General features: G+C 70.4%; 19 protein-coding genes. 8 read left to right on the forward strand and 11 right to left on the reverse strand.

Translation table 11 applies throughout. The features are described from left to right. Positions 1-5: 5 nt before the first annotated feature. Entirely contained in the window at positions 6-1118 is a 1113-nt protein-coding gene (locus ACIBI4_RS25125; protein WP_399206279.1) for a CobW family GTP-binding protein, read from the reverse strand. Positions 1119-1465: 347 nt separating this feature from the next. Between ACIBI4_RS25125 and ACIBI4_RS25130 the strand changes: the two genes are divergently transcribed. After that, positions 1466-2038, forward strand: a complete 573-nt coding sequence (locus tag ACIBI4_RS25130; RefSeq protein WP_399206280.1) for a DUF6082 family protein — start codon at positions 1466-1468, stop codon at positions 2036-2038. A gap of 186 nt (positions 2039-2224) precedes the next feature. Beyond that, entirely contained in the window at positions 2225-2461 is a 237-nt protein-coding gene (locus ACIBI4_RS25135; RefSeq protein WP_399206281.1) for a hypothetical protein, read from the forward strand. Positions 2462-2542: 81 nt separating this feature from the next. On the opposite strand, the gene ACIBI4_RS25140 is transcribed toward ACIBI4_RS25135, so the two are convergent. Continuing rightward, entirely contained in the window at positions 2543-3184 is a 642-nt protein-coding gene (locus ACIBI4_RS25140) for a DUF6082 family protein (RefSeq protein ID WP_399206282.1), read from the reverse strand. 67 nt (positions 3185-3251) lie between these two features. Then, on the reverse strand, positions 3252-4406 hold the full coding sequence (locus ACIBI4_RS25145; RefSeq protein ID WP_399206283.1) for a citrate synthase: 1155 nt from the start codon (positions 4404-4406) through the stop codon (positions 3252-3254). A gap of 105 nt (positions 4407-4511) precedes the next feature. On the opposite strand from ACIBI4_RS25145, the gene ACIBI4_RS25150 reads away from it, so the two are divergent. The 5 genes from ACIBI4_RS25150 to ACIBI4_RS25170 all read left to right on the forward strand — a co-directional run bounded on the left by ACIBI4_RS25150 (position 4512) and on the right by ACIBI4_RS25170 (position 10585). Further along, complete coding sequence (locus ACIBI4_RS25150) at positions 4512-5765, forward strand: citrate/2-methylcitrate synthase (protein ID WP_399206284.1); 1254 nt, start codon at positions 4512-4514, stop codon at positions 5763-5765. A gap of 144 nt (positions 5766-5909) precedes the next feature. After that, on the forward strand, positions 5910-6920 hold the full coding sequence (locus ACIBI4_RS25155; protein WP_399206285.1) for a LacI family DNA-binding transcriptional regulator: 1011 nt from the start codon (positions 5910-5912) through the stop codon (positions 6918-6920). A 185-nt stretch (positions 6921-7105) separates the two neighbouring features. Further along, positions 7106-8059 (forward strand): sucrase ferredoxin, encoded by a 954-nt coding sequence (locus tag ACIBI4_RS25160; protein WP_399206286.1) that lies wholly within the window; start codon positions 7106-7108, stop codon positions 8057-8059. A gap of 100 nt (positions 8060-8159) precedes the next feature. Next, positions 8160-9908 carry an ATP-binding protein gene (locus ACIBI4_RS25165; protein ID WP_399206287.1) on the forward strand — a complete coding sequence of 583 codons (1749 nt, stop codon included), beginning with the start codon at positions 8160-8162 and terminating at the stop codon, positions 9906-9908. Continuing rightward, entirely contained in the window at positions 9905-10585 is a 681-nt protein-coding gene (locus tag ACIBI4_RS25170) for a response regulator (RefSeq protein ID WP_399206288.1), read from the forward strand. Before ACIBI4_RS25165 ends, ACIBI4_RS25170 begins: the two co-directional genes overlap by 4 nt. 9 nt (positions 10586-10594) lie before the next feature. Here the strand turns inward: ACIBI4_RS25170 and ACIBI4_RS25175 are convergent, their stop codons facing one another. The 6 genes from ACIBI4_RS25175 to ACIBI4_RS25200 all read right to left on the reverse strand — a co-directional run bounded on the left by ACIBI4_RS25175 (position 10595) and on the right by ACIBI4_RS25200 (position 17579). Further along, positions 10595-12187 carry a cation acetate symporter gene (locus tag ACIBI4_RS25175; protein ID WP_399206289.1) on the reverse strand — a complete coding sequence of 531 codons (1593 nt, stop codon included), beginning with the start codon at positions 12185-12187 and terminating at the stop codon, positions 10595-10597. Further along, the gene (locus tag ACIBI4_RS25180) at positions 12184-12663 is read right to left on the reverse strand and encodes a DUF485 domain-containing protein (protein WP_399206290.1); all 480 of its coding nucleotides are present in this window, start codon (positions 12661-12663) and stop codon (positions 12184-12186) included. Before ACIBI4_RS25180 ends, ACIBI4_RS25175 begins: the two co-directional genes overlap by 4 nt. Positions 12664-12845: 182 nt before the next feature. After that, on the reverse strand, positions 12846-13556 hold the full coding sequence (locus ACIBI4_RS25185; protein WP_399206387.1) for a response regulator: 711 nt from the start codon (positions 13554-13556) through the stop codon (positions 12846-12848). 32 nt (positions 13557-13588) lie between these two features. Continuing rightward, positions 13589-14743: a sensor histidine kinase gene (locus ACIBI4_RS25190; protein WP_399206291.1), complete on the reverse strand. Its 1155-nt coding sequence runs from the start codon at positions 14741-14743 to the stop codon at positions 13589-13591. Between the two features lie 44 nt (positions 14744-14787). Continuing rightward, positions 14788-15288 carry a DUF1453 domain-containing protein gene (locus ACIBI4_RS25195; protein ID WP_399206292.1) on the reverse strand — a complete coding sequence of 167 codons (501 nt, stop codon included), beginning with the start codon at positions 15286-15288 and terminating at the stop codon, positions 14788-14790. A 173-nt stretch (positions 15289-15461) separates the two neighbouring features. Next, positions 15462-17579 carry a type IIA DNA topoisomerase subunit B gene (locus ACIBI4_RS25200; RefSeq protein ID WP_399206293.1) on the reverse strand — a complete coding sequence of 706 codons (2118 nt, stop codon included), beginning with the start codon at positions 17577-17579 and terminating at the stop codon, positions 15462-15464. 497 nt (positions 17580-18076) lie between these two features. Here ACIBI4_RS25200 and ACIBI4_RS25205 point away from each other — a divergent pair, with 497 nt between their 5' ends. Beyond that, positions 18077-18307 (forward strand): hypothetical protein, encoded by a 231-nt coding sequence (locus ACIBI4_RS25205; protein WP_399206294.1) that lies wholly within the window; start codon positions 18077-18079, stop codon positions 18305-18307. 136 nt (positions 18308-18443) lie between these two features. Here the strand turns inward: ACIBI4_RS25205 and ACIBI4_RS25210 are convergent, their stop codons facing one another. Continuing rightward, positions 18444-19280, reverse strand: a complete 837-nt coding sequence (locus tag ACIBI4_RS25210) for a S1 family peptidase (RefSeq protein ID WP_399206295.1) — start codon at positions 19278-19280, stop codon at positions 18444-18446. 159 nt (positions 19281-19439) lie between these two features. Continuing rightward, a complete protein-coding gene (locus ACIBI4_RS25215; RefSeq protein ID WP_399206296.1) occupies positions 19440-20993 on the reverse strand; it encodes an RNA polymerase sigma factor in 1554 nt (517 codons plus the stop codon). Between the last annotated feature and the right edge of the window lie 175 nt (positions 20994-21168).

Consider the following 21168-nt stretch of genomic DNA (forward strand, 5'->3'; position numbering starts at 1 on the left):
CGGACTCAGGCGTCAGCCGGGTCCGGCCCTTCGCCGTCGGCTGCTTCTTCGGTGCCGGTTGCCTCTGTGCCGTCGGCCGCCTCTTCGGTGCCCTCGCCCCGGACGAACCGCAGCACGCCCCACATGGCCTCGGGACGCGGCACCTGCGGTACGTCGTCCTGGCACCCGTCGAGCGCGGCGTGCAGCGACTCCCCGTCAACTCCTGATCCGATCAACACGAGTTGAGTGAGCCGCTCCTCGTCCGGCCCCCAGGCCTCGGGCGTGAACCGCAGAAAGCGGCCGACGGCGTGCAGGGTGTAGCGGTTGCGCGGGTCGTGGGCGCCGAAGTCGACGAAGCCCTTGATCCGGTAGAGGCCTTGGGGGCGGGTGTCGAGGAAGTCGAGCAGCCGACGCGGGCTCATCGGCTCCTTCGCGGTGAACGCGACGGCGTCGTACGCGGCGTGGAGGTGATCCTCATGGAGGTCGCCCTCCTCCCCCTCCCGGACGTCGTCGAACGACAGCTGTCCGATCCGCTCGGTGCTCGGGCGACGCTCGAAGAGCAGCTCGGGATCGATCCGGCCGTACAAGGCGTCGACGACGGCGGCCGCCGAGCCCGCCGCGGCCATGGCTTTGCGCAGCCGTGCGAGCCCGTCGTTGCCGACACGATCAACTTTGTTGAGCACGACCAAGTCGGCGAGCGCCAGATGCCGTTCGATCTCCGGATGCCGCTCCCGCGTGGCCTCGAACTCGGCGGCGTCAACCACCTCGACGAGCCCCCCGTACACCGCGTACGGGTTCTCGCTGGCCAGCAGCATCCGCACCAGTTCCTGCGGTTCGGCGAGCCCGCTCGCCTCGATCACGATGACGTCGAGGCCGACGGAGGGGTGGGTGAGCTTCTCCAGGTACGCGTCGAGTTCGCTGCCGTCGACCGCGCAGCACAGACAGCCGTTGCCGAGCGAGACGGTGGAACCGACCTGTCCGGACACGGACATGGCATCGATCTCGATCGAGCCGAAGTCGTTGACGACGACGCCGACGCGGGTGCCGCCGCTTCCGCGCAGGAGGTGGTTGAGCAGGGTGGTCTTGCCCGCGCCGAGAAACCCGGCAAGGACCACTACCGGAATCTGCCGCTCGGTCACGCTGCGCCTTTCGTCCGCCGGCCTTGGAACCGGAACAGCATAGGCAGCTGTGAGCGGGGGCATCACATGGGCACTGAGGGCCGTGGGGCGGTGGTGTCCCCGGCACTCAGTGCAGAGTTTTGCCGCCACTGAACGATTTACCTCCGCGGAAGCGGGGCAATGAAACTGCACGGCGCATGTCACGACATCAGTACGCGACTGTGCGCCCTCCTCTCCGCCTCCCGCCGACCAGAGCCGCTCGGCACCCTGGGGGGCGGCAAGCGCACCGCCCACCGCTCGCCGGTCCCGCTTCCCTGTCGCCCCGCACCCGACGGCCGGCGGTCGGTCGCCTTGACTCGGGGGTTGACATGGCCACACAGAGTAGCCGCACGTTGCGGTACGCGGTCGCGGCAGCGACCGGCTTCGTCTTCGGCACGTCCGCGGTCCGGATGCTGCAGGGCCGAAGTCCCGCGTCGGAGGGCGAGCCCTCAAGTACCGTATGCGCCTCCGTGTGCCCCCGCAGCGCGCTCGACGAGGAGGCCCAGCGACGTGCGGCCCGCGCCCATCAGCAGCGGATGCACTGGGAGTTGCTGAGCAAGGCGATCGACGACCCTGATCTTGCCGTGGTGATCGACACCTATGCCGTCGAGCTCACGCCGGAGAAGCGGCGCCAGATGATGTACGCCAACCTCTGGTACGTGAACGCGCTCCATCTGTACCTGTCCGGTCTCCTGAGGAAGCAGGAGCTGTTCGGTCATCTGCGGGAGTTGTTCCAGAGCCCGTATCTGCGCGAGTACTGGGAGATGACCCGCCACCACCGGCTCTCCCTGGACACCGACTCCGACGAGGCAGCGATCGGCCGGATGACGGACCAGCTGATCCAGGACCTCCAGGACGCAGACGACGACTGGTTCGTTGTGGGGGTGCCGCCCGCGGACTGATCGGCATTCGCTTCCCCGCTGGTCAAGGTTGCGCCCCGCCGTCACTCTTCCCGTCAGATGAGGCGTCCTGCCGCTCAAATCACAGCAGTCTCAACGAGATCGGCGGGTCGCAACTACCCTTCGAGTCTCACGGGGCAATACCGTGTGCGCGTCTTCGTCACTTCGCACTCCGAAGGAACAGCGCCCGTGGATATTGTTCGGCGTATCGGCGTACCTCCAAAGCTCCGCGGGAGCGCCTCAGCTACCACATGTCCCGATGTATTCGAGCTGAGCGACGGCAACTTCGCCGTGATCGGCACCGAGGCCACCGCCGACCTCAAGGACAAACTGCCCGCCGACGCCGGAGTGGCCGACTACGAGCGCGTGGTCATCGTCAGCCGAGAGACTCTCGTACGAGCCAAGGCGGATATTCCGGACGCCTGATCCCGCCGCGGACATCGATGGGGCGTGGCAGCACCGCGCCCCGCCCCATCGAGGCTGAACCCTGCCCTGCCTTGGCCCCGATCACGACCGCAGGTAGGCAGAGGCACGTACAGCAGGCCGCCGATCGGCTACAGCCTGGGCGTACGCCTCCTTGGTGAGGTGAAAGTAGCGAACAGCCCGCCGCGAGCCTTCGGCCCGCGTCACCTCACGCCATTCTTCGACGTGCATCTCCCAGTACGTCCGCGCCAGCTGGCCTCGAAAGTGGTTCGCGAGAGTTGTACGCGCCACCTCTTCGTTCGATCGGCCAAGCCGGTAGTCCGTGTACCACGAGTTGTAGATCAAGTTGATATAAGCGAGCTGCTTCCACCTTGTGGCGGTCACTTGCTGTGGCCACGGGGGCCAGCACGGAATCAGGTCCGGGTCCCCAAAGCTCATGGTCAGCAGTTCACGATGAACGGAACGCTGAGTCTCCGCCCGCTCCAGCGCCGACAACCGTGCCTGATAAACGAGGGACACGATCACGCCCAGGAGCGCCGCTCCGGAGAACAGCACCGAGAGGGCCCCGTACGTCTGGCTGATGTCGCTCAGCTCACCCCAGTTCTGCCCGTCCGGCGCGACAGCGACGAGCAGAAACGGCGTACTTGCAATGACCGACAACACCGCTACCCCGGTCAGTGACCAGATCAGGTGTTGTCGCGTGACTCTGTCCGACAGTCGTCCCATGCGTGCCCCCTGCCTACGGTCCGAGCAGCATCATGCGGCGCAGAGACACAGCCACTCAAGGCGAGGATCAGCCGAGCGCAGGCACCGAAACCGGCGGCTCCGCCCCCACGTACCGCGCCGCCGGGCGGATGATCTTCGAGTCCTCCGACTGCTCGAGAACGTTCGCGCTCCACCCCACCACCCGTGCCGCCGCAAACGTCGGAGTGAACATCTCGCGTGGCAGGCCGCAGAGCTCCATGACGACGCCCGCGTAGAACTCGACGTTCGTGTGGAGTTCGCGGCCCGGCTTCAGTTCCGCCAGGATCGCCTCCACCTGCCGTTCCACCTCGATCGCGAACTCGACCAGCGGGCCGCCGAATTCGCGGGCGATGCCGCGCAGCATGCGCGAGCGCGGGTCCTCCGTGCGGTACACGGGGTGGCCGAAGCCCATGATGCGGTCGCCCGCCAGGACCCGCTCGCGGATCCAGCCGTCGATGCGGTCGGGGGTTCCGATCGCGTCCAGTGTGTCCAGCGCCCGGCTCGGCGCTCCTCCGTGCAGGGGTCCGGAGAGCGCGCCGACCGCTCCGACCAGACAGGCCGCCGCGTCCGCTCCGGTGGAGGTGATGACACGGGCCGTGAAGGTTGACGCATTGAATCCATGGTCGATCGTGGAGATCAAGTACCGTTCGATCGCCCGCGTGCGCGCGGCATCCGGCTCCGAACCGGTCAGCATGTAGAGGTAGTTGGCCGCGTACGAGAGGTCCGCGCGCGGCTCGACCGGGTCGAGGCCCTGTCCGAGCCGGTGCAGCGCCGTCAGGAGCGTGGGTACGACAGCGCTCGCGGCGAGGGTGTCCGCGAGCCGTTGCTCCGGCGTGAGGTCGTACACCGGCCGGAAGGCCCGGGCCGCGCCGAACAGCGAGAGCGCCGTCCGCAGTCCGGCCAGCGGGCCCGAGAGCACGGAGGCCCGGGCGATGGCCGGGAGGGCCGCGCGCACCTCGTCGGGCAGGACGCGCAGCGCCGCCGTCCGCTCGGTGAAGGCCTGCCGCTGCGCGGCGTCGGGCAGTTCGCCGAGCACCATCAGATGCCAGACGTCCTCGAAGGTGCGGTGCTCCGCGAGCTCCACTGCCGAGTACTGGCGGTAGTGGTAGAAGCCCTCGCGTCCGCGCACGTCCCCGAGTGCCGTGTCCGTGACGACCACGCCCGCGAGTCCGCGCGGCACCTCGATCCCACCGGTCAGCGTCATCGTTCTCTCCCCTGTTCCGAAGTTGATTCGACTGTCTATCCTTGAGTTTGTCATTGTCAATATTGATTCAATCAATATATCGGCGATACGGATACGGTGAGGCCCATGAGCGGCGGTGAGCGGGACGGTGGGCGACGGCTGTCCACCAAAGAGGCGGCCGAGCGGCTCGGCGTGAAGGCCGAGACGGTGTACGCGTATGTGAGCCGAGGGCTCCTGAGCAGCCGGCGCGGGCCGGGCGGCCGGGGCTCGACCTTCGACCCGAAGGAGGTCGAGGCACTGTCGCGGCGCAACACCCGTGCGGCCGCGGCGAGTTCGGCGGGCGGCGAGCTCGCCGTCAGGACCCGGATCACACTCATCGAGCAGGACCACTACTACTTCCGCGGCGTCGACGCGACCGAGCTCGCCGCGCACTACGCGTACGAGCAGGTCGCCGAATGGCTGTGGACCGGCGAACTGCCCGCGGACGTGCGCTTCACCGCGCCCGAGGAAATCGTCACCGCCGCCCGCCGCGCGGTGCAGGCGCTGCCCGCGCACAGCAGCCCGACGGACCGGCTGCGGGTGGCCACCATCGCCGCGGCCGCGGCCGACCCGCTCCGCTTCGACCTCGACGAACAGGCCGTGCTCGGCACCGCGCGCGCCCTCGTGCCGACCCTCGTCGACGCCCTGCCCACCGTGGGTTCCTGGGCCCGCGACGAGCACACGATCGCCGGGCGGCTCTGGCCCCGGCTCGCCACGCGCGCACCCGACGACGGCTGGATGAACGCGCTCGACCTGGCACTCGCGCTGCTCATCGACCACGATCTCGCCGCGTCCACGCTCGCGGTACGCGTCGCGGCCTCCGCGCGCGCCCATCCGTACGCCGCGATCTCCGCGGGACTCGGCGTCCTCGAAGGCCCGTTGCACGGGGCGGCCAGCGGTCTGGCGCACCGGATGCTGACCGAGGTGATCGAACGGGGCAGCGCCGCCGCGGTCGTCGCCGACCATCTGCGGGCGGGGCGGCGGGTGCCGGGGCTCGGGCACCGGCTGTACCCGCGCGAGGACCCGCGCGCACAGGCGCTGTTCACCGCCCTGGAACAGGTACCCGAGGCGCATGACGCACTCGCCGCGGCACGCGATGTGGTGAGCACGACCGCCCGGCACACGGAGCTGTACGCCAACGTCGACCTGGCGCTCGCCGTCATGACGGTGGCGGCCGGGATGCCCTCGGAGGCGGGCGAGACGGTGTTCGCCGTGGCCCGTACGGCCGGGTGGATCGCGCACGCCCTGGAGGAGTACGGCGAGCGGCCACTGCGGATGCGCCCGAGCGGGAACTACACGGGAGCCCGTCCGCCACAGCCGCTGCCCCTGCCGACGCCGTGAGCCGACTTCCGTGAGCGGACCTCCGTGAGCCGAACGCCGACTCCGTAAGTCCCGTACAGCCACCGCAAGCCCACGACCAGCCCGTTTGCATTCATCTGCTCCGGACCGCAAACAGACCGCAAAGCTTGCGCTAATCTTGCGGCCATGACGCGACGACTTGCTCAGGTGGCCAAGAAGGTCGGGGTCAGCGAGGCCACGGTCAGCCGGGTGCTCAACAACAAGCCCGGGGTCTCCGAGGCCACCCGCCAGTCCGTGCTCTCCGCGCTCGACGTGCTCGGCTACGAGCGCCCCACCCAGCTGCGCGGCGAGCGCGCCCGGCTCGTCGGCCTCGTCCTGCCGGAGCTGCAGAACCCGATCTTCCCGGCGTTCGCCGAGGTCATCGGCGGCACCCTCGCCCAGCAGGGCCTCACCCCGGTCCTGTGCACCCAGACCAAGGGCGGTGTCTCCGAGGCCGATTACGTGGAGCTGCTGCTCCAGCAGCAGGTCTCCGGCGTCGTGTTCGCGGGCGGTCTCTACGCGCAGGCCGACGCGCCGCACGACCACTACAAGCAGCTGGCCGCGCGCAACATCCCGGTCGTCCTGATCAACGCGGCCATCGCCGACCTCGGCTTCCCCGCCGTCTCCTGCGACGACGCCTCCGCCGTCGAGCAGGCGTGGCGCCATCTCGCCTCGCTCGGCCACGAGCGGATCGGTCTGGTGCTCGGCCCCGCCGACCACATGCCCTCGCAGCGCAAGCTGCTCGGCGCCCGCGCGGCGGCCAAGGCGGCCGGTGGCACGCTGCCCGACGAGCACGTGGTGCGCGGCATGTTCTCCCTGGAGGGCGGCCAGGCCGCGGCCACCCGGCTGATCGACGCCGGGGTCACGGGCCTCATCTGCGCGAGCGACCCGCAGGCGCTCGGCGCGGTGCGCGCGGCCCGCCGCCGCGGGCTCGACGTGCCACGCGAGATCTCGGTGGTCGGCTATGACGACTCGGCGTTCATGAACTGCACCGAGCCCCCGCTCACCACGGTCCGCCAGCCCATCGAGGCCATGGGTCGTGCGGCCGTCGAGCTGCTCTCGCTGCAGATCGCGGGCAGTTCGGTGCCGCCGGAGGAGCTGCTGTTCGAGCCCGAGCTGGTCGTACGGGGTTCGACGGCGCAGGCGGTACGCAACTGAGCACCAGGCGGCTGACGACGCCCCCGCGACGTATGACACGCTTCTGTCAATGATTTGCGGGATACGCGCGGCATTTCGCGTACGTGGCCGCCGTGCGCGCCTCCGTGCGTACGCCCGCACATGTCCCCGTACCGCCGGGCACAGCCCCTCGATCACCCGAGCCGGCTCAGGCTAGGCTCACCTACGTGAGTACGTGCGCCACCGCCTCCCGCGACCTCGACGAACCGCTCGCGGGCACCGCGGCCACCGCCACCACCTGGCTGCTCCTCGAACAGCCGGGACCGTGGGGCGCCAAGGCGCTCACGTCCAGCCACCTCGACCGCTCGCTCGGCGCCGCGCTCGAAGCCGCCGCCGCGGGCACCGGCGTACGGATCGCCCTGATCCGCCGCCCGGGCCGGCACGCCGACCAGCACTCCCCCGGCGCGCGCCAGGTGTACGCGGCCCATGTGAAGCCGGGCGGCACCTGGCTGCACTCCGCCGTGATCGACGACCCGGCACGACTGCTCGCGCTCGACTTCGCCGCGCTCGGACGGGGTGAGGCCGCCTCGTTCGACGCCCGGCTGGCGGGCGCCGAGCACAGCGGCGAGCCCCTCGCGCTCGTCTGCACCAACGGCAAGCGCGACCGCTGCTGCGCCCTCCTGGGCCGCCCGCTCGCCGCCGAGCTGGCCGCCGCCGGCGCAGCCGGCACCTGGGAGATCACACACCTCGGCGGCCACCGTTTCTCGCCGACGCTGCTCGTGCTGCCGTACGGCTACGCGTACGGCCGGCTCGACGCCGCCGCCGTCAAGGAGGTCCTCACGGCGGTACGCGACGGGCGGGTCCTCACCGAGGGCTGCCGCGGCAACTCCGCCTGGGACCGCCCGGGCCAGGCCGCCGAACTCGCGGTGCGCCGCGCCGCGGGCGAGCAGCGGGCCGGGGTGCTCTCTGTCGTACGGAGCGATCCGGCGGGAGGCGGCAAGGGTGACGGCGACGGCGCGCCCCAGTGGCAGATCACCGTCGCGCACGCCGACGGGCGCAACTGGGCCGTGACGGTGGCGCAGGGGGAAGCCCGGCCGCCGCGCCCGGAGAGCTGCGGCGGGGCGCTGGGGACGCCCGCGCGGATGGATGTCCTGGCGGTGCGGGAGCTCGCCGGGGTGTGACCCCAACCCTCCCGCGCACCCCGGCACAAGACGTGAGGCCGGTCACAGCGCACCCCTGTGCGTTTCGGCCGGAGCCGCGTACGGCCGTACCGTTTTGCGCATGACCCCTCCCGCACCCGGCCGCACCCGGCCACGCCTGCGCCGGCCGCGTCTCGGCCTGCCGCGCAAGGTGTTCTCGCAGGTGCTCCTGATGCAGCTGGGGATAGCCGCCGGTGTGGCCGTCCTCGCGACCGGTCTGTTCCTCGCGCCGCTCGGGCAGCAGCTGGACGACCAGGCGATGCGCCGCGCACTCGCCATCGCCGAGGCCACGGCCGCCGCGCCGCAGATCGCCGAGGACCTGCAACGCACCGAACCCGCCGCGGACGGTCCCGTACAGCTGGAGGCCGAGCGGATCCGCAAGGCCACGGGTGCCGAGTACATCGTGGTGATGGACCGGCGCGGGGTGCGCTGGTCGCACGCCAATCCGCAGCAGGTGGGCAAGGTGGTCTCCACCGATCCCAGCGACGCGCTGGCCGGACGCGATGTGATGGAGATCGACAACGGCACGCTCGGGCGCTCGGCCCGCGGCAAGGTGCCGCTGCGCGGCGCGGACGGTGCGGTGGTCGGCGCGGTGTCGGTCGGCATCGAGTACGACAGCGTGCGGGCACGGCTCCTCAACGCGATCCCGGGCCTCTTCGCGTACGCGGGCGGTGCCTTGGCGGTGGGCGCACTGGCCGCGTATCTGATCGCGCGCAGGGTGCAGAAGCAGACGCGTGACCTGGCGTTCTCCGATATCTCGGCGCTGCTCGCCGAGCGTGAGGCGATGCTGCACGGCATCCGCGAAGGTGTCGTCGCGCTCGACCGCGACGGCCGGATCCGGCTGCTCAACGACGAGGCACAGCGGCTGCTCGGACTCGGCGGCGAGGCCGTCGGCAAGCCGCTCGACGCGGCGCTGGGCGAGGGACGTACCGCCGATGTGCTCGGCGGCCGCGTGACCGGCACGGATCTGGTGACGGTACGGGGCCGGCGCGTCCTGGTCGCCAACCGGATGCCCACGCACGACGGCGGCGCCGTGGCGACCCTGCGCGACCGCACCGAGCTGGAGCAGCTGGGCCGTGAACTCGATTCGACCCGCGGCCTGATCGACGCGCTGCGAGCGAAGGACCACGAGCACGCCAACCATCTGCACACGCTTCTGGGCCTTCTGGAACTGGAGATGTACGACGACGCGGTGGAATTCGTCGGCGAGGCGGCCGGTGCCCAGCGTGTGACCGCCGAGCAGATCACCGAGAAGATCCACGATCCGCTGCTCGCGGCGCTGCTCGTCGGCAAGGCGACGGTCGCCTCGGAGCGCGGCGTCACATTGCGCCTGTGCCCGGGCACGCTCCTGCCGGACCGCCTGGTCGGGCCGCAGGACCTGGTGACCATCGCGGGCAACCTCGTGGACAACGCGCTGGACGCGGCGGCGGGCAGTACGCGGGCCCTGGTCGAGGTCGAGGTGCGGACGGAGGGCTGCGAGGTGGTGCTGCGCGTACGGGACTCGGGTCCCGGTGTGCCGACCCGGCAGCGCGAACTGATCTTCACGGAGGGCTGGTCGACCAAGGAGTCGCCGGCGCATCGCGGACGCGGGATCGGCCTCGCGCTGGTCCGCAGGCTCGCGGAGCGCCAGGGCGGCAGCGCCCGGGTCGACGACGCGGCCGACGGGGGCGCCGAGTTCACCGTCGTACTGCCGGAAGCGCTGCGGCCGAGGATCAACGGCCCACGGGATGCCGTGGACGGTCCACGGGATGCCATGGATGGCCCACGGGATGCCGCCGACGGCCCACACAGCACAGCGGATCAAGCGCGAGCGATCGGGGAAGCACGATGATCGAAGTCCTGGTCGTGGACGACGACCTGCGAGTGGCGCAGGTGAACGCCGCCTACGTCGGCAAGGTCGCCGGTTTCCACGTGGCGGCGCAGGCACACAGCGCCGCCGAGGCGCTGGAACTGATCGAGTCGGCGGGGCCGGTCGATCTGATCCTCATGGACCACTACCTGCCCGACGACACCGGTCTCGCGGTCGTCCGCAAGCTGCGTGAACGCGGCGACCACACCGACGTGATCATGGTGACGGCGGCGCGGGACGTCGCGACGGTGCAGGCCGCGATGCGCCTCGGCGCGCTGCAGTACCTGGTCAAGCCGTTCAACTTCGCCGGTCTTCGCGGCAAGTTGGAGGCGTACGCGGCGCTGCGGCGCACCCTCGACGGCGGCGGTGAGGCCGAACAGGCCGAGGTGGACCGGATCTTCGGCGCCCTGTCGGCGGACACCTCGCCGCAGCTCCCCAAGGGCCACTCCCCCGAGACGGCCGAACTGGTCCGCCGCGCCCTGATGTCGGCGGACGGTCCGCTCTCGGCCCAGGAGCTGGCGGACCGCACGGGTCTGAGCCGGCAGACCGCCCAGCGCTATCTCAAGCTCCTGGAGAAGTCCGGCCGCGTCCGCCTCGGCCTCAAGTACGGCGATACGGGCCGCCCGGAGCACCGCTACGAGTGGGCGGCCAGCCTCTGAAGCCCCCGCTCAGACGGCACCGGCCCCCGTCAGCGACCGTACCTCGGTCTCCGCGTGCTTGGCCGGGTCCGGGCCCTGGGGTGAGGTGACGGTGCCGAGCCAGCCCGCGAGGAAGCCGAGCGGGATGGAGATCAGGCCGGGGTTTTCCAGCGGGAACAGGTGGAAGTCCACGCCGGGGAACATCGCCCGCGGGGAGCCCGAGACGACCGGCGAGAAGATCACCAGGAGCATCGCCGGGATCAGCCCGCCGTACACCGACCAGACCGCGCCCCGTGTGGTGAAGCGGTGCCAGAAGAGCGAGTAGAGCAGCACCGGCAGGTTCGCGGAGGCCGCCACGGCGAAGGCGAGGCCGACGAGGAACGCCACGTTCAGGTCCTTGGCCAGGAGCCCGAGTCCGATCGCGGCGAGACCGATGCCGACCGCGGCGATCCGGGCGACGGTGACCTCGCTGCGCTGCTTGGCGTGCCTGCGCCTGAGCGAGGCGTACAGGTCGTGGGCGACCGAGGCCGACGAGGCCAGGGTGATGCCCGCGACGACCGCGAGGATCGTGGCGAAGGCGATGGCGGCGACGAAGGCGAAGAGAACCGTTCCGCCCGTGGAACCCGCGCCGCCGCCGAGGATCAGCGAGAGCAGCGGGATCGCCGTGTTGCCCGAGGCGTTGGAGCTGCGGACCTCCTCGGTGCCGACGATCGCCGCGGCGCCGAAACCGAGGACGATCGTCATCAGGTAGAAGCTGCCGATCAGTCCGATCGACCAGACGACGGAGCGGCGCGCGGCCCGCGCGGTGGGCACGGTGTAGAAGCGCGACAGGATGTGCGGCAGACCGGCCGTGCCGAGGACGAGCGCGAGGCCGAGGCTGATGAAGTCAAGGCGCGAGGTCCAGTCCCCGCCGTAGCGCAGGCCCGGCGCAAGGAAGTCCTTGCCGTGGCCGCTCTTCTCGGCGGCGCTGGTGAGCAGTTGGTTGAAGTCGCCGTGGAAGCGCACGAGGACGAGCACGGTGAGTGTGATCGCGCCGCCCATCAGGAGCACGGCCTTGACGATCTGGATCCACGTGGTGGCACGCATCCCGCCGAAGGACACGTAGACGACCATGAGCGCGCCGACGCCGATCACCGTCCAGGCCTGCGCGGCCTCGCTCTCGCCGCCGAGCAGGAGCGCGACGAGGCTGCCCGCGCCGACCATCTGCGCCACCAGGTAGAGCACGGAGACGGTCACGGATGAGGTGCCCGCCGCGATCCGCACGGGCCGCTCGCTCATCCGCGCGGCGACCACGTCGGCGAGGGTGAACTTGCCGCAGTTGCGGACCAGTTCGGCCACGAGGAGCAGGACGACGAGCCAGGCGACGAGGAAGCCGACGGAGTAGAGCACGCCGTCGTAGCCGTAGAGCGCGATGAGGCCGGAGATGCCGAGGAAGGAGGCGGCGGACATGTAGTCACCGGCGATGGCGAAACCGTTCTCCATCGGCGAGAACAGCCGACCGCCCGCGTAGAACTCCTCAGCGCTGCCGTGCCGGTTGCGGCTGACCCAGGTGGTGATCCCGAGGGTGACCGCGATGAACGCGCAGAACAGGAGCAGCGCAAGGGTCTGGTGGTCGCCCGTCAACGCCCGACCCCCCGTGTGAGCTCCTGGGTGTCCCATCGCAGATCGAGCGCGGCACGGTCCCGGCGGAGCCGGGCATGGCGGGCATACGCCCACGTCAGAAGGAAGGTGGTGAGGAACTGCCCGAGCCCGGCGACCATCGCGACGTTGACGGCGCCCGCGACCGGCTGCGCCATCAGGTCCGGCGCCATCGTGGCGGCCATGACATACGCGACGTACCAGGTGAAGAAAGCGATCGCCGCGGGGAACACAAAGCGGCGGTAGCGGCTGCGCACCTCCTGGAAAGCCGCGCTCCGCTGCACCTCGAGGTAGATGCCGGCCGCGTCGGCCCGCTGCTCCGGTCCCCTGGGGGCGGGCGGCCCGGGCGCGGATGCGGGGGCGCCGGTGCTGTCCAGCTCACCCCAGCCCGAGGCCAGCGCGTCGTACCAGGGGTCGTCGAACCGGATCTGTCCGGTCCGCCGCCCGTCGTGCTTCTCCACCGAACTCTCCTTGTCCGCGGCCCCATTCGGTCGCGTGCCCAAGGATGGGCGGACTGGGAAGATCCCGGACACTTCTGGCTGATCTGTTCACTCCATCAGGTGAAGCGTGGGCGAAGTGGCCTCGGTTGTTGTCTCGGCGGCTCAGCGGTGCGGTCGTGGATCTCGCGGTGACTGCCGGCGGCTCAGCGGCGTGGGGGTTCGGCGAGGCCGTGACGGTAGGCGTAACGGACCGCCTGGGTGCGGTCCTTGAGTCCGGCCTTGGCGAAGAGGTTGTTGATGTGGGTCTTCACCGTGGCGGTGGATACCTGCAGCGTCCGGGCGATCTCGGTGTTGGTGAGCCCGTCGGCGATACGGGCCAGGACCTCGGCCTCGCGCGCGGTGAGCCCGTCGGGCAGCTCGGCCGGCGGCTGCGCCGCGGGCACGGCGGGGTCCGAGAGGCGCTCCAGGAGGCGCAGTTGGACCTGCGGCGCGAGCCCGGCGTCCCCGGACATCACGGCCTCGATGGCCCGTACGATCTCCTCTCCCCCGGCGTCCTTCGTGAGGTAGCCGCGCGCCCCGGCCTGGAGCGCGGGGAACAGCGAGGCGTCGTCGGCGTACGTGGTGAGCACGACGACCTGGGTGGCGGGGTGCCCGGCGCGGATCCTGCGGGTCGCCTCGACGCCGTCGACGCGCGGCATCCGCAGGTCCATCAGGACGACGTCGGGAGCGAGTCCGGCGACCAGGCGCAGTGCTTCCTCGCCGTCCGCCGCCGAGCCGACGACCTCCAGACCGGGCAGCAGCCCGAGCAGCATGACGATGCCCTCGCGCACCACGGTCTGATCGTCGGCGACCACCACGCGCACGGGACCTCGCCCGGCCTCTTCCGGCCCGCTCGCACCGCCTTCGCCGTTCACACCGACTCCGTCGTTCACACCGCCTCCGCCGTTCACACCGGCACCCGCAACCGCACCACGAATCCTCCGTCCTCCGGTCCCGCCTCCAGCGAGCCGCCGAGCAGTTCGGCGCGCTCGCGCATCCCGAGCAGACCGTATCCGCTGCCGCTTGCGGCGAGTTCGGCCTCATCACCCTTCGCGTGGACGCCGCCCAGGTCCCGTACTTCGAGCAGCACGTCGTCGCCTTCGTACGAGAAGCACACCCGCACCGTCGCCCCGGGCGCGTGCTTGCGCACATTGGTGAGGGCCTCCTGGGCGACGCGCCGCACCGTCTGCGAGGTCTCGGCGCTCAGCGGCCGCGGTGTGCCCGTCAGCCGGACGTCGACGGAGTCGAGCGAGCGCAGGAAGTCCTCGACGGGGACCAGGTCGCCGCGGAGCGCCGACAGCGCCTGACGGGTCTCGGCGAGGCCTTCGCGGGCCATCCCGCGGGCCGCGACGACACGGTCGAGCACCTGGTCCTTGGGCGCGTCGCGCTCGATGAGCAGCCGCGCGGCCTCCAGGTGGACGAGCTGCGCGGAGAGGCTGTGGGCAAGGACGTCATGGATCTCGCGGGCGATCCTGGCGCGCTCGGTCAGCGCGGCGGACTCGGCCTCGGCGGCGAGCGCGGCCCGCTCCTGGTCGAGCAACCGCCGCTCACGGCCACGCCCTTCGGCGTCCAGGCGCAGCACGTAGCCGATGAGGCAGAACGTGGCCGCGGTCAGGATCGTGCTCGACCAGCGGTTCTCGGCGACCGGCGCGAAGCCCGCGTAGGCCAGGACGACCACGGGGGCCGCGGCGGCCAGCGGCAGCCGCTTGAGCGCGAGCACGATCCCCGCGCACCACACGACCATGCCGACGGTCGTGAACCCGACGGCCTGCGCACCGATCGCCGCGCCGAACAGTGCGGCGATCAACGCGAGGGACGGCACCAGGCGGTGGGCGAGGGTGGTGCGCAGATACAGCTGCCACAGGACGGCACACGCGAGGAGCGCGGCCACGTCGGCCGCGCTCTGCCAGGTGGGTTCGGCCGGTTCGTCGATGACGTTCCACAGGACGAACCCCGCGATCGCCACCCGTCCCGTCCAGGCGATCAGGAGGCGCTGCGGCCCGAGCCGCTCGCGGGTCAGGGACTCCCGCGAGGGCCAGCGCCGCAGGCTGCTGCCGGTCACATGTGCTCCTTCGCTCCGGGCCGCACGTGCTCCTCCCCCCCGGCTCACAGGTGGTGCTTCCACGCGGGCCGCGGGGAGCCGACCACCTCACGGTACGTGCGGGTGCGCCACTGCAGGACGCCCGCGCGGGCCAGGATCATCGCGGCGAGCCCCAGCATGAGGGCGGGGCCGCTCTGGTGGACGCCGAACACGGCACCGATCCCGTACAGGCCGGCCCGGACGGCGATCCCGCCGCCCCACACCGCAAGCGTCAGCTTGGTGCCCTTGGTCCACACCGCGCCGTCGTCCGCCCGCCACACCGTGGCCGTACGGGCGAACAGCGCGCCCATCGCCAGCGAGAGCACGACTTCCACGGAGAGCAGTGCCGCGGCCGCGGCGGTGTGGCCTTCGTCCAGCAGATCCGGTTTGCCCAGCGCCACGATGGCGAGCACCACGGGCAGCGCCCACCAACGCCGCTCGTCGGTCAGCCGCCGCGCCTTGAACTGGTGCGACACGACCAGCGCGACAACCCCGATGATCACCAGGCCATTGAGGAATTCCGACATGACGTCCTCCCCTGCTTGCGGTTCCCCGTAGGACTTCCGCCTACGGCTTCGATGCTTCGAAGGTAGGGAAAAGCGCAGGTCGGAGGATCGGAGCCGGGGTGGAACCGAGGTGGAAAAACGGGCTCCACCCAGGGGTGGAGCCCGCTTCCGTCAAGAGGTGCGCAACTGGTGTGTCAGGCGTCGATCCGCGAGCGGTCGAGTGTGGCCGCCGAGCTGGTGATGAACTCCTTGCGGGGCGCCACGTCATTGCCCATCAGCAGATCGAAGACCTGCTCAGCGGCGTCCAGCTCACCGATGTTGATCCGGCGCAGCGTGCGGTGGCGCGGGTCCATCGTGGTCTCCGCCAGCTGGTCCGCGTCCATCTCGCCGAGGCCCTTGTAGCGCTGGATCGAGTCCTTGTAGCGGACGCCCTTGCGCTGGAACTCCAGGATGGTCTGCCGCAGCTCGTTGTCCGAGTACGTGTAGACGTACTTGTCCTGGCCCTTCTTCGGCTGGACCAGCTCGATGCGGTGCAGCGGCGGCACGGCGGCGAAGATCCGCCCGGCCTCGACCATCGGCCGCATGTACCGCTGGAACAGGGTCAGGAGCAGCGTGCGGATGTGCGCGCCGTCCACATCGGCGTCGACCAGCAGGATGATCTTTCCGTAGCGCGCCGCGTCCACGTCGAAGGTCCGGCCCGACCCGGCTCCTATGACCTGGATGATCGCGCCGCACTCGGCGTTCTTCAGCATGTCCGACACGGACGCCTTCTGAACGTTGAGGATCTTGCCGCGGATCGGCAGGAGCGCCTGGAACTCGGAGTTCCGTGCGAGCTTCGCCGTGCCGAGCGCGGAGTCGCCCTCGACGATGAACAGCTCGCTGCGCTCCACGTCGTCGCTGCGGCAGTCCGCGAGCTTGGCCGGCAGCGAGGAGGACTCGAGCGCGGTCTTGCGGCGCTGCGCATCCTTGTGCTGACGGGCGGCGATGCGTGTACGGGCGGCGGCGACCGTCTTGTCCATGACGGCGCGGGCCTGGGCCTTCGCGTCCCGCTTCGTGGAGGTCAGGAAAGCCTTGAGCTCCTTGGCCACCACGGTGGCGACGATCCGGTTGGCCGCGGAGGTGCCGAGCACTTCCTTGGTCTGGCCCTCGAACTGCGGCTCGGCCAGGCGGACCGTGACGACCGCGGTCATGCCCTCCAGGGCGTCGTCCTTGACGATGTCGTCCTCGGCGACGCGCAGCAGCTTGGCGGAGCGCAGCACCTCGTTGACCGTCTTGGTGATGGAACGCTCGAAGCCCGTGACGTGGGTGCCGCCCTTGGGGGTGGCGATGATGTTCACGAACGACTTCACGGTCGTGTCATAGCCCGTGCCCCAGCGCAGCGCGATGTCCACGCCGAGCTCGCGGGTGACCTCGGTGGGGGTCATGTGCCCGAGGTCGTCGAGGACCGGCACGGTCTCCTTGAAGGTGCCCTGCCCGGTCAGCCGCAGCACGTCGCAGATCGGCCTGTCCGGCGCCAGGAACTCGCAGAACTCGCTGATCCCGCCGTCGAAGCGGAAGGTCTCCTCGCTCTTGCCCACGCCGTCCAGGTCGCGCTCGTCGCGGACGACGATCGTGAGGCCGGGCACCAGGAAGGCGGTCTGGCGGGCGCGCTGGTGCAGGTTCTCCAGGGAGAGCTTGGCGTCCTTGAGGAAGATCTGGGTGTCCGACCAGTACCGCACGCGGGTGCCGGTGCGGCCCTTGGGGACCCGCTTGCCCTTGGTCAGACCGCTGCCCGCGGTGAACTTCGCGTCGGGCCCCTCGCCCTCGAAGGCGCCGGGGACACCGCGGCGGAAGCTGATCGAGTGGACGGTGGAGCGGTCCACCTCGACATCGAGACGCGCCGACAGCGCGTTCACGACGGAGGCACCCACACCGTGCAGACCGCCGGAGGCCGCGTACGAGCCGCCGCCGAACTTTCCGCCCGCGTGCAGCTTGGTCATCACGACCTCGACGCCGGACAGGCCTGTCTTGGGCTCGACATCGACCGGGATGCCGCGCCCGTTGTCCCGGACCTCGACCGACCCGTCCTCGTGCAGGAAGACCTCGATGCGGTCGCAGTGGCCGCCCAGGGCCTCATCCACCGCGTTGTCGATGATCTCCCACAGGCAGTGCATCAGACCGCGGCTGTCGGTGGACCCGATGTACATGCCGGGGCGCTTGCGGACCGCTTCGAGTCCTTCGAGGACGAGGAGGTGCCGCGCGGTGTAGTTGGAACCGTCCCGGTCTGCTCCGGTCAGCAGCGCTGTGGACGGCACGGACGTTTCGGCGGTCACGCGTTTCGCTCCTCGCTGAATTTCAGTTGGGGCCCCGTGCTCGGGGTCCGGCACCAGGTGCCGCGCTAGAGGGTACCGAGGCCTGGTAGAGCGGATGTAACGCCACCCTCGGCTGACGACAGACTAGTGCAGAGTCGTATGCCTGTTCGATCCCTCGAAGGGGTGATGCGGATATCACGTTCCCAAGCAGGCATGAACCATTTAGGCTCCGGGCACGTCCTCATGAACAACCCGACCCGCCCAGGTCGGGGAGGACCAGGCAGGCCAGCCGCACCAACGACCGACAACAGGACACGACAGGCAACTCGGCAGACAAGCGAAACCGTACGCAGCTAAGCCAGCACTACGGCACCTTCGCCGCCACCCGGTTGCAGCCAGCCTCTTCCTCGAGGCTTCAGAGAAGAAAGTTTCGAGGAAAAGCCCCGAGCGGGAACGTTTTCGGGCTGGTTGGATGTTGACCCTGGTACGACAGCTCGTCGAGCTAGAGAAGAGGCGACGTGACTACTGTTCTGACCCCCGCGACCCCGCTGACGGCCGCTGACCGCTGCGACCGCTGCGGCGCCCAGGCATACCTGCGCGTCGTACTCCTGAGCGGAGGAGAGCTGCTCTTCTGCGCCCATCACGGTCGCAAGTTCGAGCCGGAACTCAAGAAGATCGCCGCTGAGATACAGGATGAGACGGAGCGGCTCACTGCCGTTCCGGCGAGTGCTGACACCGAAGAGCGCTGACTCTTCGGGCCTCGGAGAACGCTGACACTTCGCATCCACGACGAGCGAGCCAGCGCCGGCCAGGCCGGTCCACAGGCGACGGGCGGGCATCCCCCACAGGGGTTGCCCGCCCGTCGCCTTGCTCCGGCACCCGCGGCTACCGCTCCGAGGGCGTCGTCAGCCTGCCCACCACCTCGCTGATCCGCGTGTAGACACCGGGGCTGCCGGCCTGCCCGCAGCCGCTCCCCCAGGACACGAGCCCGATCAGCCGCCCGCGGGCCACCAGCGGACCGCCGCTGTCCCCCTGGCAGGCGTCCCTGCCGCCCTCCGGTTCGCCCGCGCAGAGCATCACGTCCCGCAGATACGTGCCGTCCGCGGTGCCGGGATACGCCGCCTCGCAGGCCGTATCCGGCAGCACCTGCACGCGTGCGGCCCGCAGAGAACGCGCGTAGTCGCCCTGCCCCGTGGTGTCGCCCCAGCCGTACACGCGCGCCCGTGCGCCCGCCTCGTACGCACGGTCACCGGCCGGTGCCATGGGGATGACATGGTCGGCGGGCAGCGGGTTCTCCAGCGTGAGGACGGCGAGGTCTCCCGCGTTGGTGAAGGGGTCGTACTCCTCGTTCACCCAGGCCCTGCGTACCGGCACCTCGCGCCCGCCCGCCTCGCGCAGATCGTTGCGGCCGGCGATGACCCGCAGGTCCTCCACGTCCTCCAGCGGTGCGCCGAGCACCTCCTCGCTCAGGCAGTGCGCGGCCGTGAGCACGGTCGTGGGGGCGACCACGGCGCCGCCGCAGAACTGGCCCGCGCGCGTACCCCCGAACCGGTCACGGCTGGCGAGCGCCACCGCCCAGGGACTGTCCGACACCTGCACGGGACTGCCGCCGATCACCACACTGTCGGCGGACGCGGGCAGCGGGGCGGCCAGCGGCACGGCCACGGCCGCCGCCACCAGTGCGGCGGCGGCCGCAAGCCGCCTGCTCAGAGGTCGACGCATGCACACTCCTTGACTCCTCGTGGTCATGGGTACGCACAGCGTCAGGCAGGACGGCAAGGGCCGCGACCCGGCCGCGACATGCGACGAGCCCGGCAGCCCCCGCTGGGCGGGAGTGCCGGGCTCGTCGTCGTACAGCCTCAATGGGGCCTGGAGAAGGGCCTAGTCGAGGTAGTCGCGCAGGACCTGCGAACGCGACGGGTGGCGCAGCTTCGACATGGTCTTCGACTCGATCTGACGGATGCGCTCGCGCGTCACGCCGTAGACCTTGCCGATCTCGTCGAGGGTCTTCGGCTGACCGTCGGTGAGGCCGAAGCGCATGGAGACGACGCCCGCCTCACGCTCGGAGAGCGTGTCGAGGACCGAGTGCAGCTGCTCCTGGAGGAGCGTGAAGGAGACCGCGTCGGCCGGGACGACCGCCTCGGAGTCCTCGATGAGGTCACCGAACTCGCTGTCGCCGTCCTCACCCAGGGGGGTGTGGAGGGAGATCGGCTCGCGGCCGTACTTCTGGACCTCGATGACCTTCTCGGGGGTCATGTCGAGTTCCTTGGCCAGCTCCTCCGGGGTGGGCTCGCGGCCCAGGTCCTGGAGCATCTGACGCTGGACGCGGGCCAGCTTGTTGATGACCTCGACCATGTGCACCGGGATACGGATGGTGCGGGCCTGGTCGGCCATGGCGCGGGTGATCGCCTGACGGATCCACCAGGTGGCGTACGTGGAGAACTTGTAGCCCTTGGTGTAGTCGAACTTCTCGACCGCGCGGATCAGACCGAGGTTGCCCTCCTGGATCAGGTCCAGGAAGAGCATGCCGCGGCCGGTGTAGCGCTTGGCCAGGGAGACCACCAGACGGAGGTTGGCCTCCAGGAGGTGGTTCTTGGCGCGGCGCCCGTCCTCGGCGATGATCTCCAGCTCGCGCTTGAGCTTCGGGGCGAGCTTGTCGGCGTTCGCCAGCTTGTCCTCGGCGAACAGGCCGGCCTCGATGCGCTTGGCGAGCTCGACCTCCTGCTCGGCGTTGAGCAGCGGGACCTTGCCGATCTGCTTGAGGTAGTCCTTGACGGGGTCGGCGGTGGCGCCGGCGACGACGACCTGCTGGGCAGGCGCGTCCTCCTCGTCGTCGGAGAGGACGAACCCCTTCGACTCCGAGGCCTCGCCCTCCTCCTCGTCGTCATCCTTGCCCGCGGTCGGCTCCTCGTTCGGCTCATCGCCGTCGAGGAGGTCCTCGTCCTTCTTGCCCGCGGTCTTCTTGGCGGTGGTCTTCTTGGCCGCCGTCTTCTTCGCGGCGGTCTTCTTCGCGGCCGTCTTCTTGGCGGCGGCCTTCTTGGCAGGGGCCGGCGTCGCCTCGTCCTCGACCGAGGCCTCGACCTCGGCGGCAGGGGCGGCGGTCGCGGCGGAGGTGGCCTTCTTCGCCGTGGTCTTGGCGGCGACGGTCTTGGTCGCGGTGCGCTTGGCCGGACTCTTCGCTGCGACGCTCTTGCGGGTGCGCTTGGGCGACTCCGCGGCACTGACCATCAGCGTCACACCCTCTTCCTCGAGGATCTGGTTGAGGCTGCGCAGAACGTTCTTCCACTGAGTGGCCGGAATCTGGTCAGCTTCGAAGGCACGACGCACGTCATCGCCGGCGATCTGCCCCTCAGCCTTTCCCGCCTCGATGAGCGCCATCACAGATGCGGACTCGGCGATCTCGGGCGGGAGCGTACGGGATGTGCTGGCCGACACGAACAACCTCTCGGAACGATGGAAAACGGCTTCCGGCCCCGCCCACGAGGGCAGCGGAGCCGACGTCCGCCGGCTGGGGATTGGCCGACGGCGGGGCGGGCGATCCGTGGAGCTCACACAGCGCCGGAACCGGCTGCTGTATTCCCTCCTCGGCAGTCACCTCTTAGGTCATCGC

Origin of the sequence: Streptomyces sp. NPDC050418, from assembly GCF_044458745.1 — a bacterium.
Taxonomy (GTDB): Bacteria; Actinomycetota; Actinomycetes; order Streptomycetales; family Streptomycetaceae; genus Streptomyces.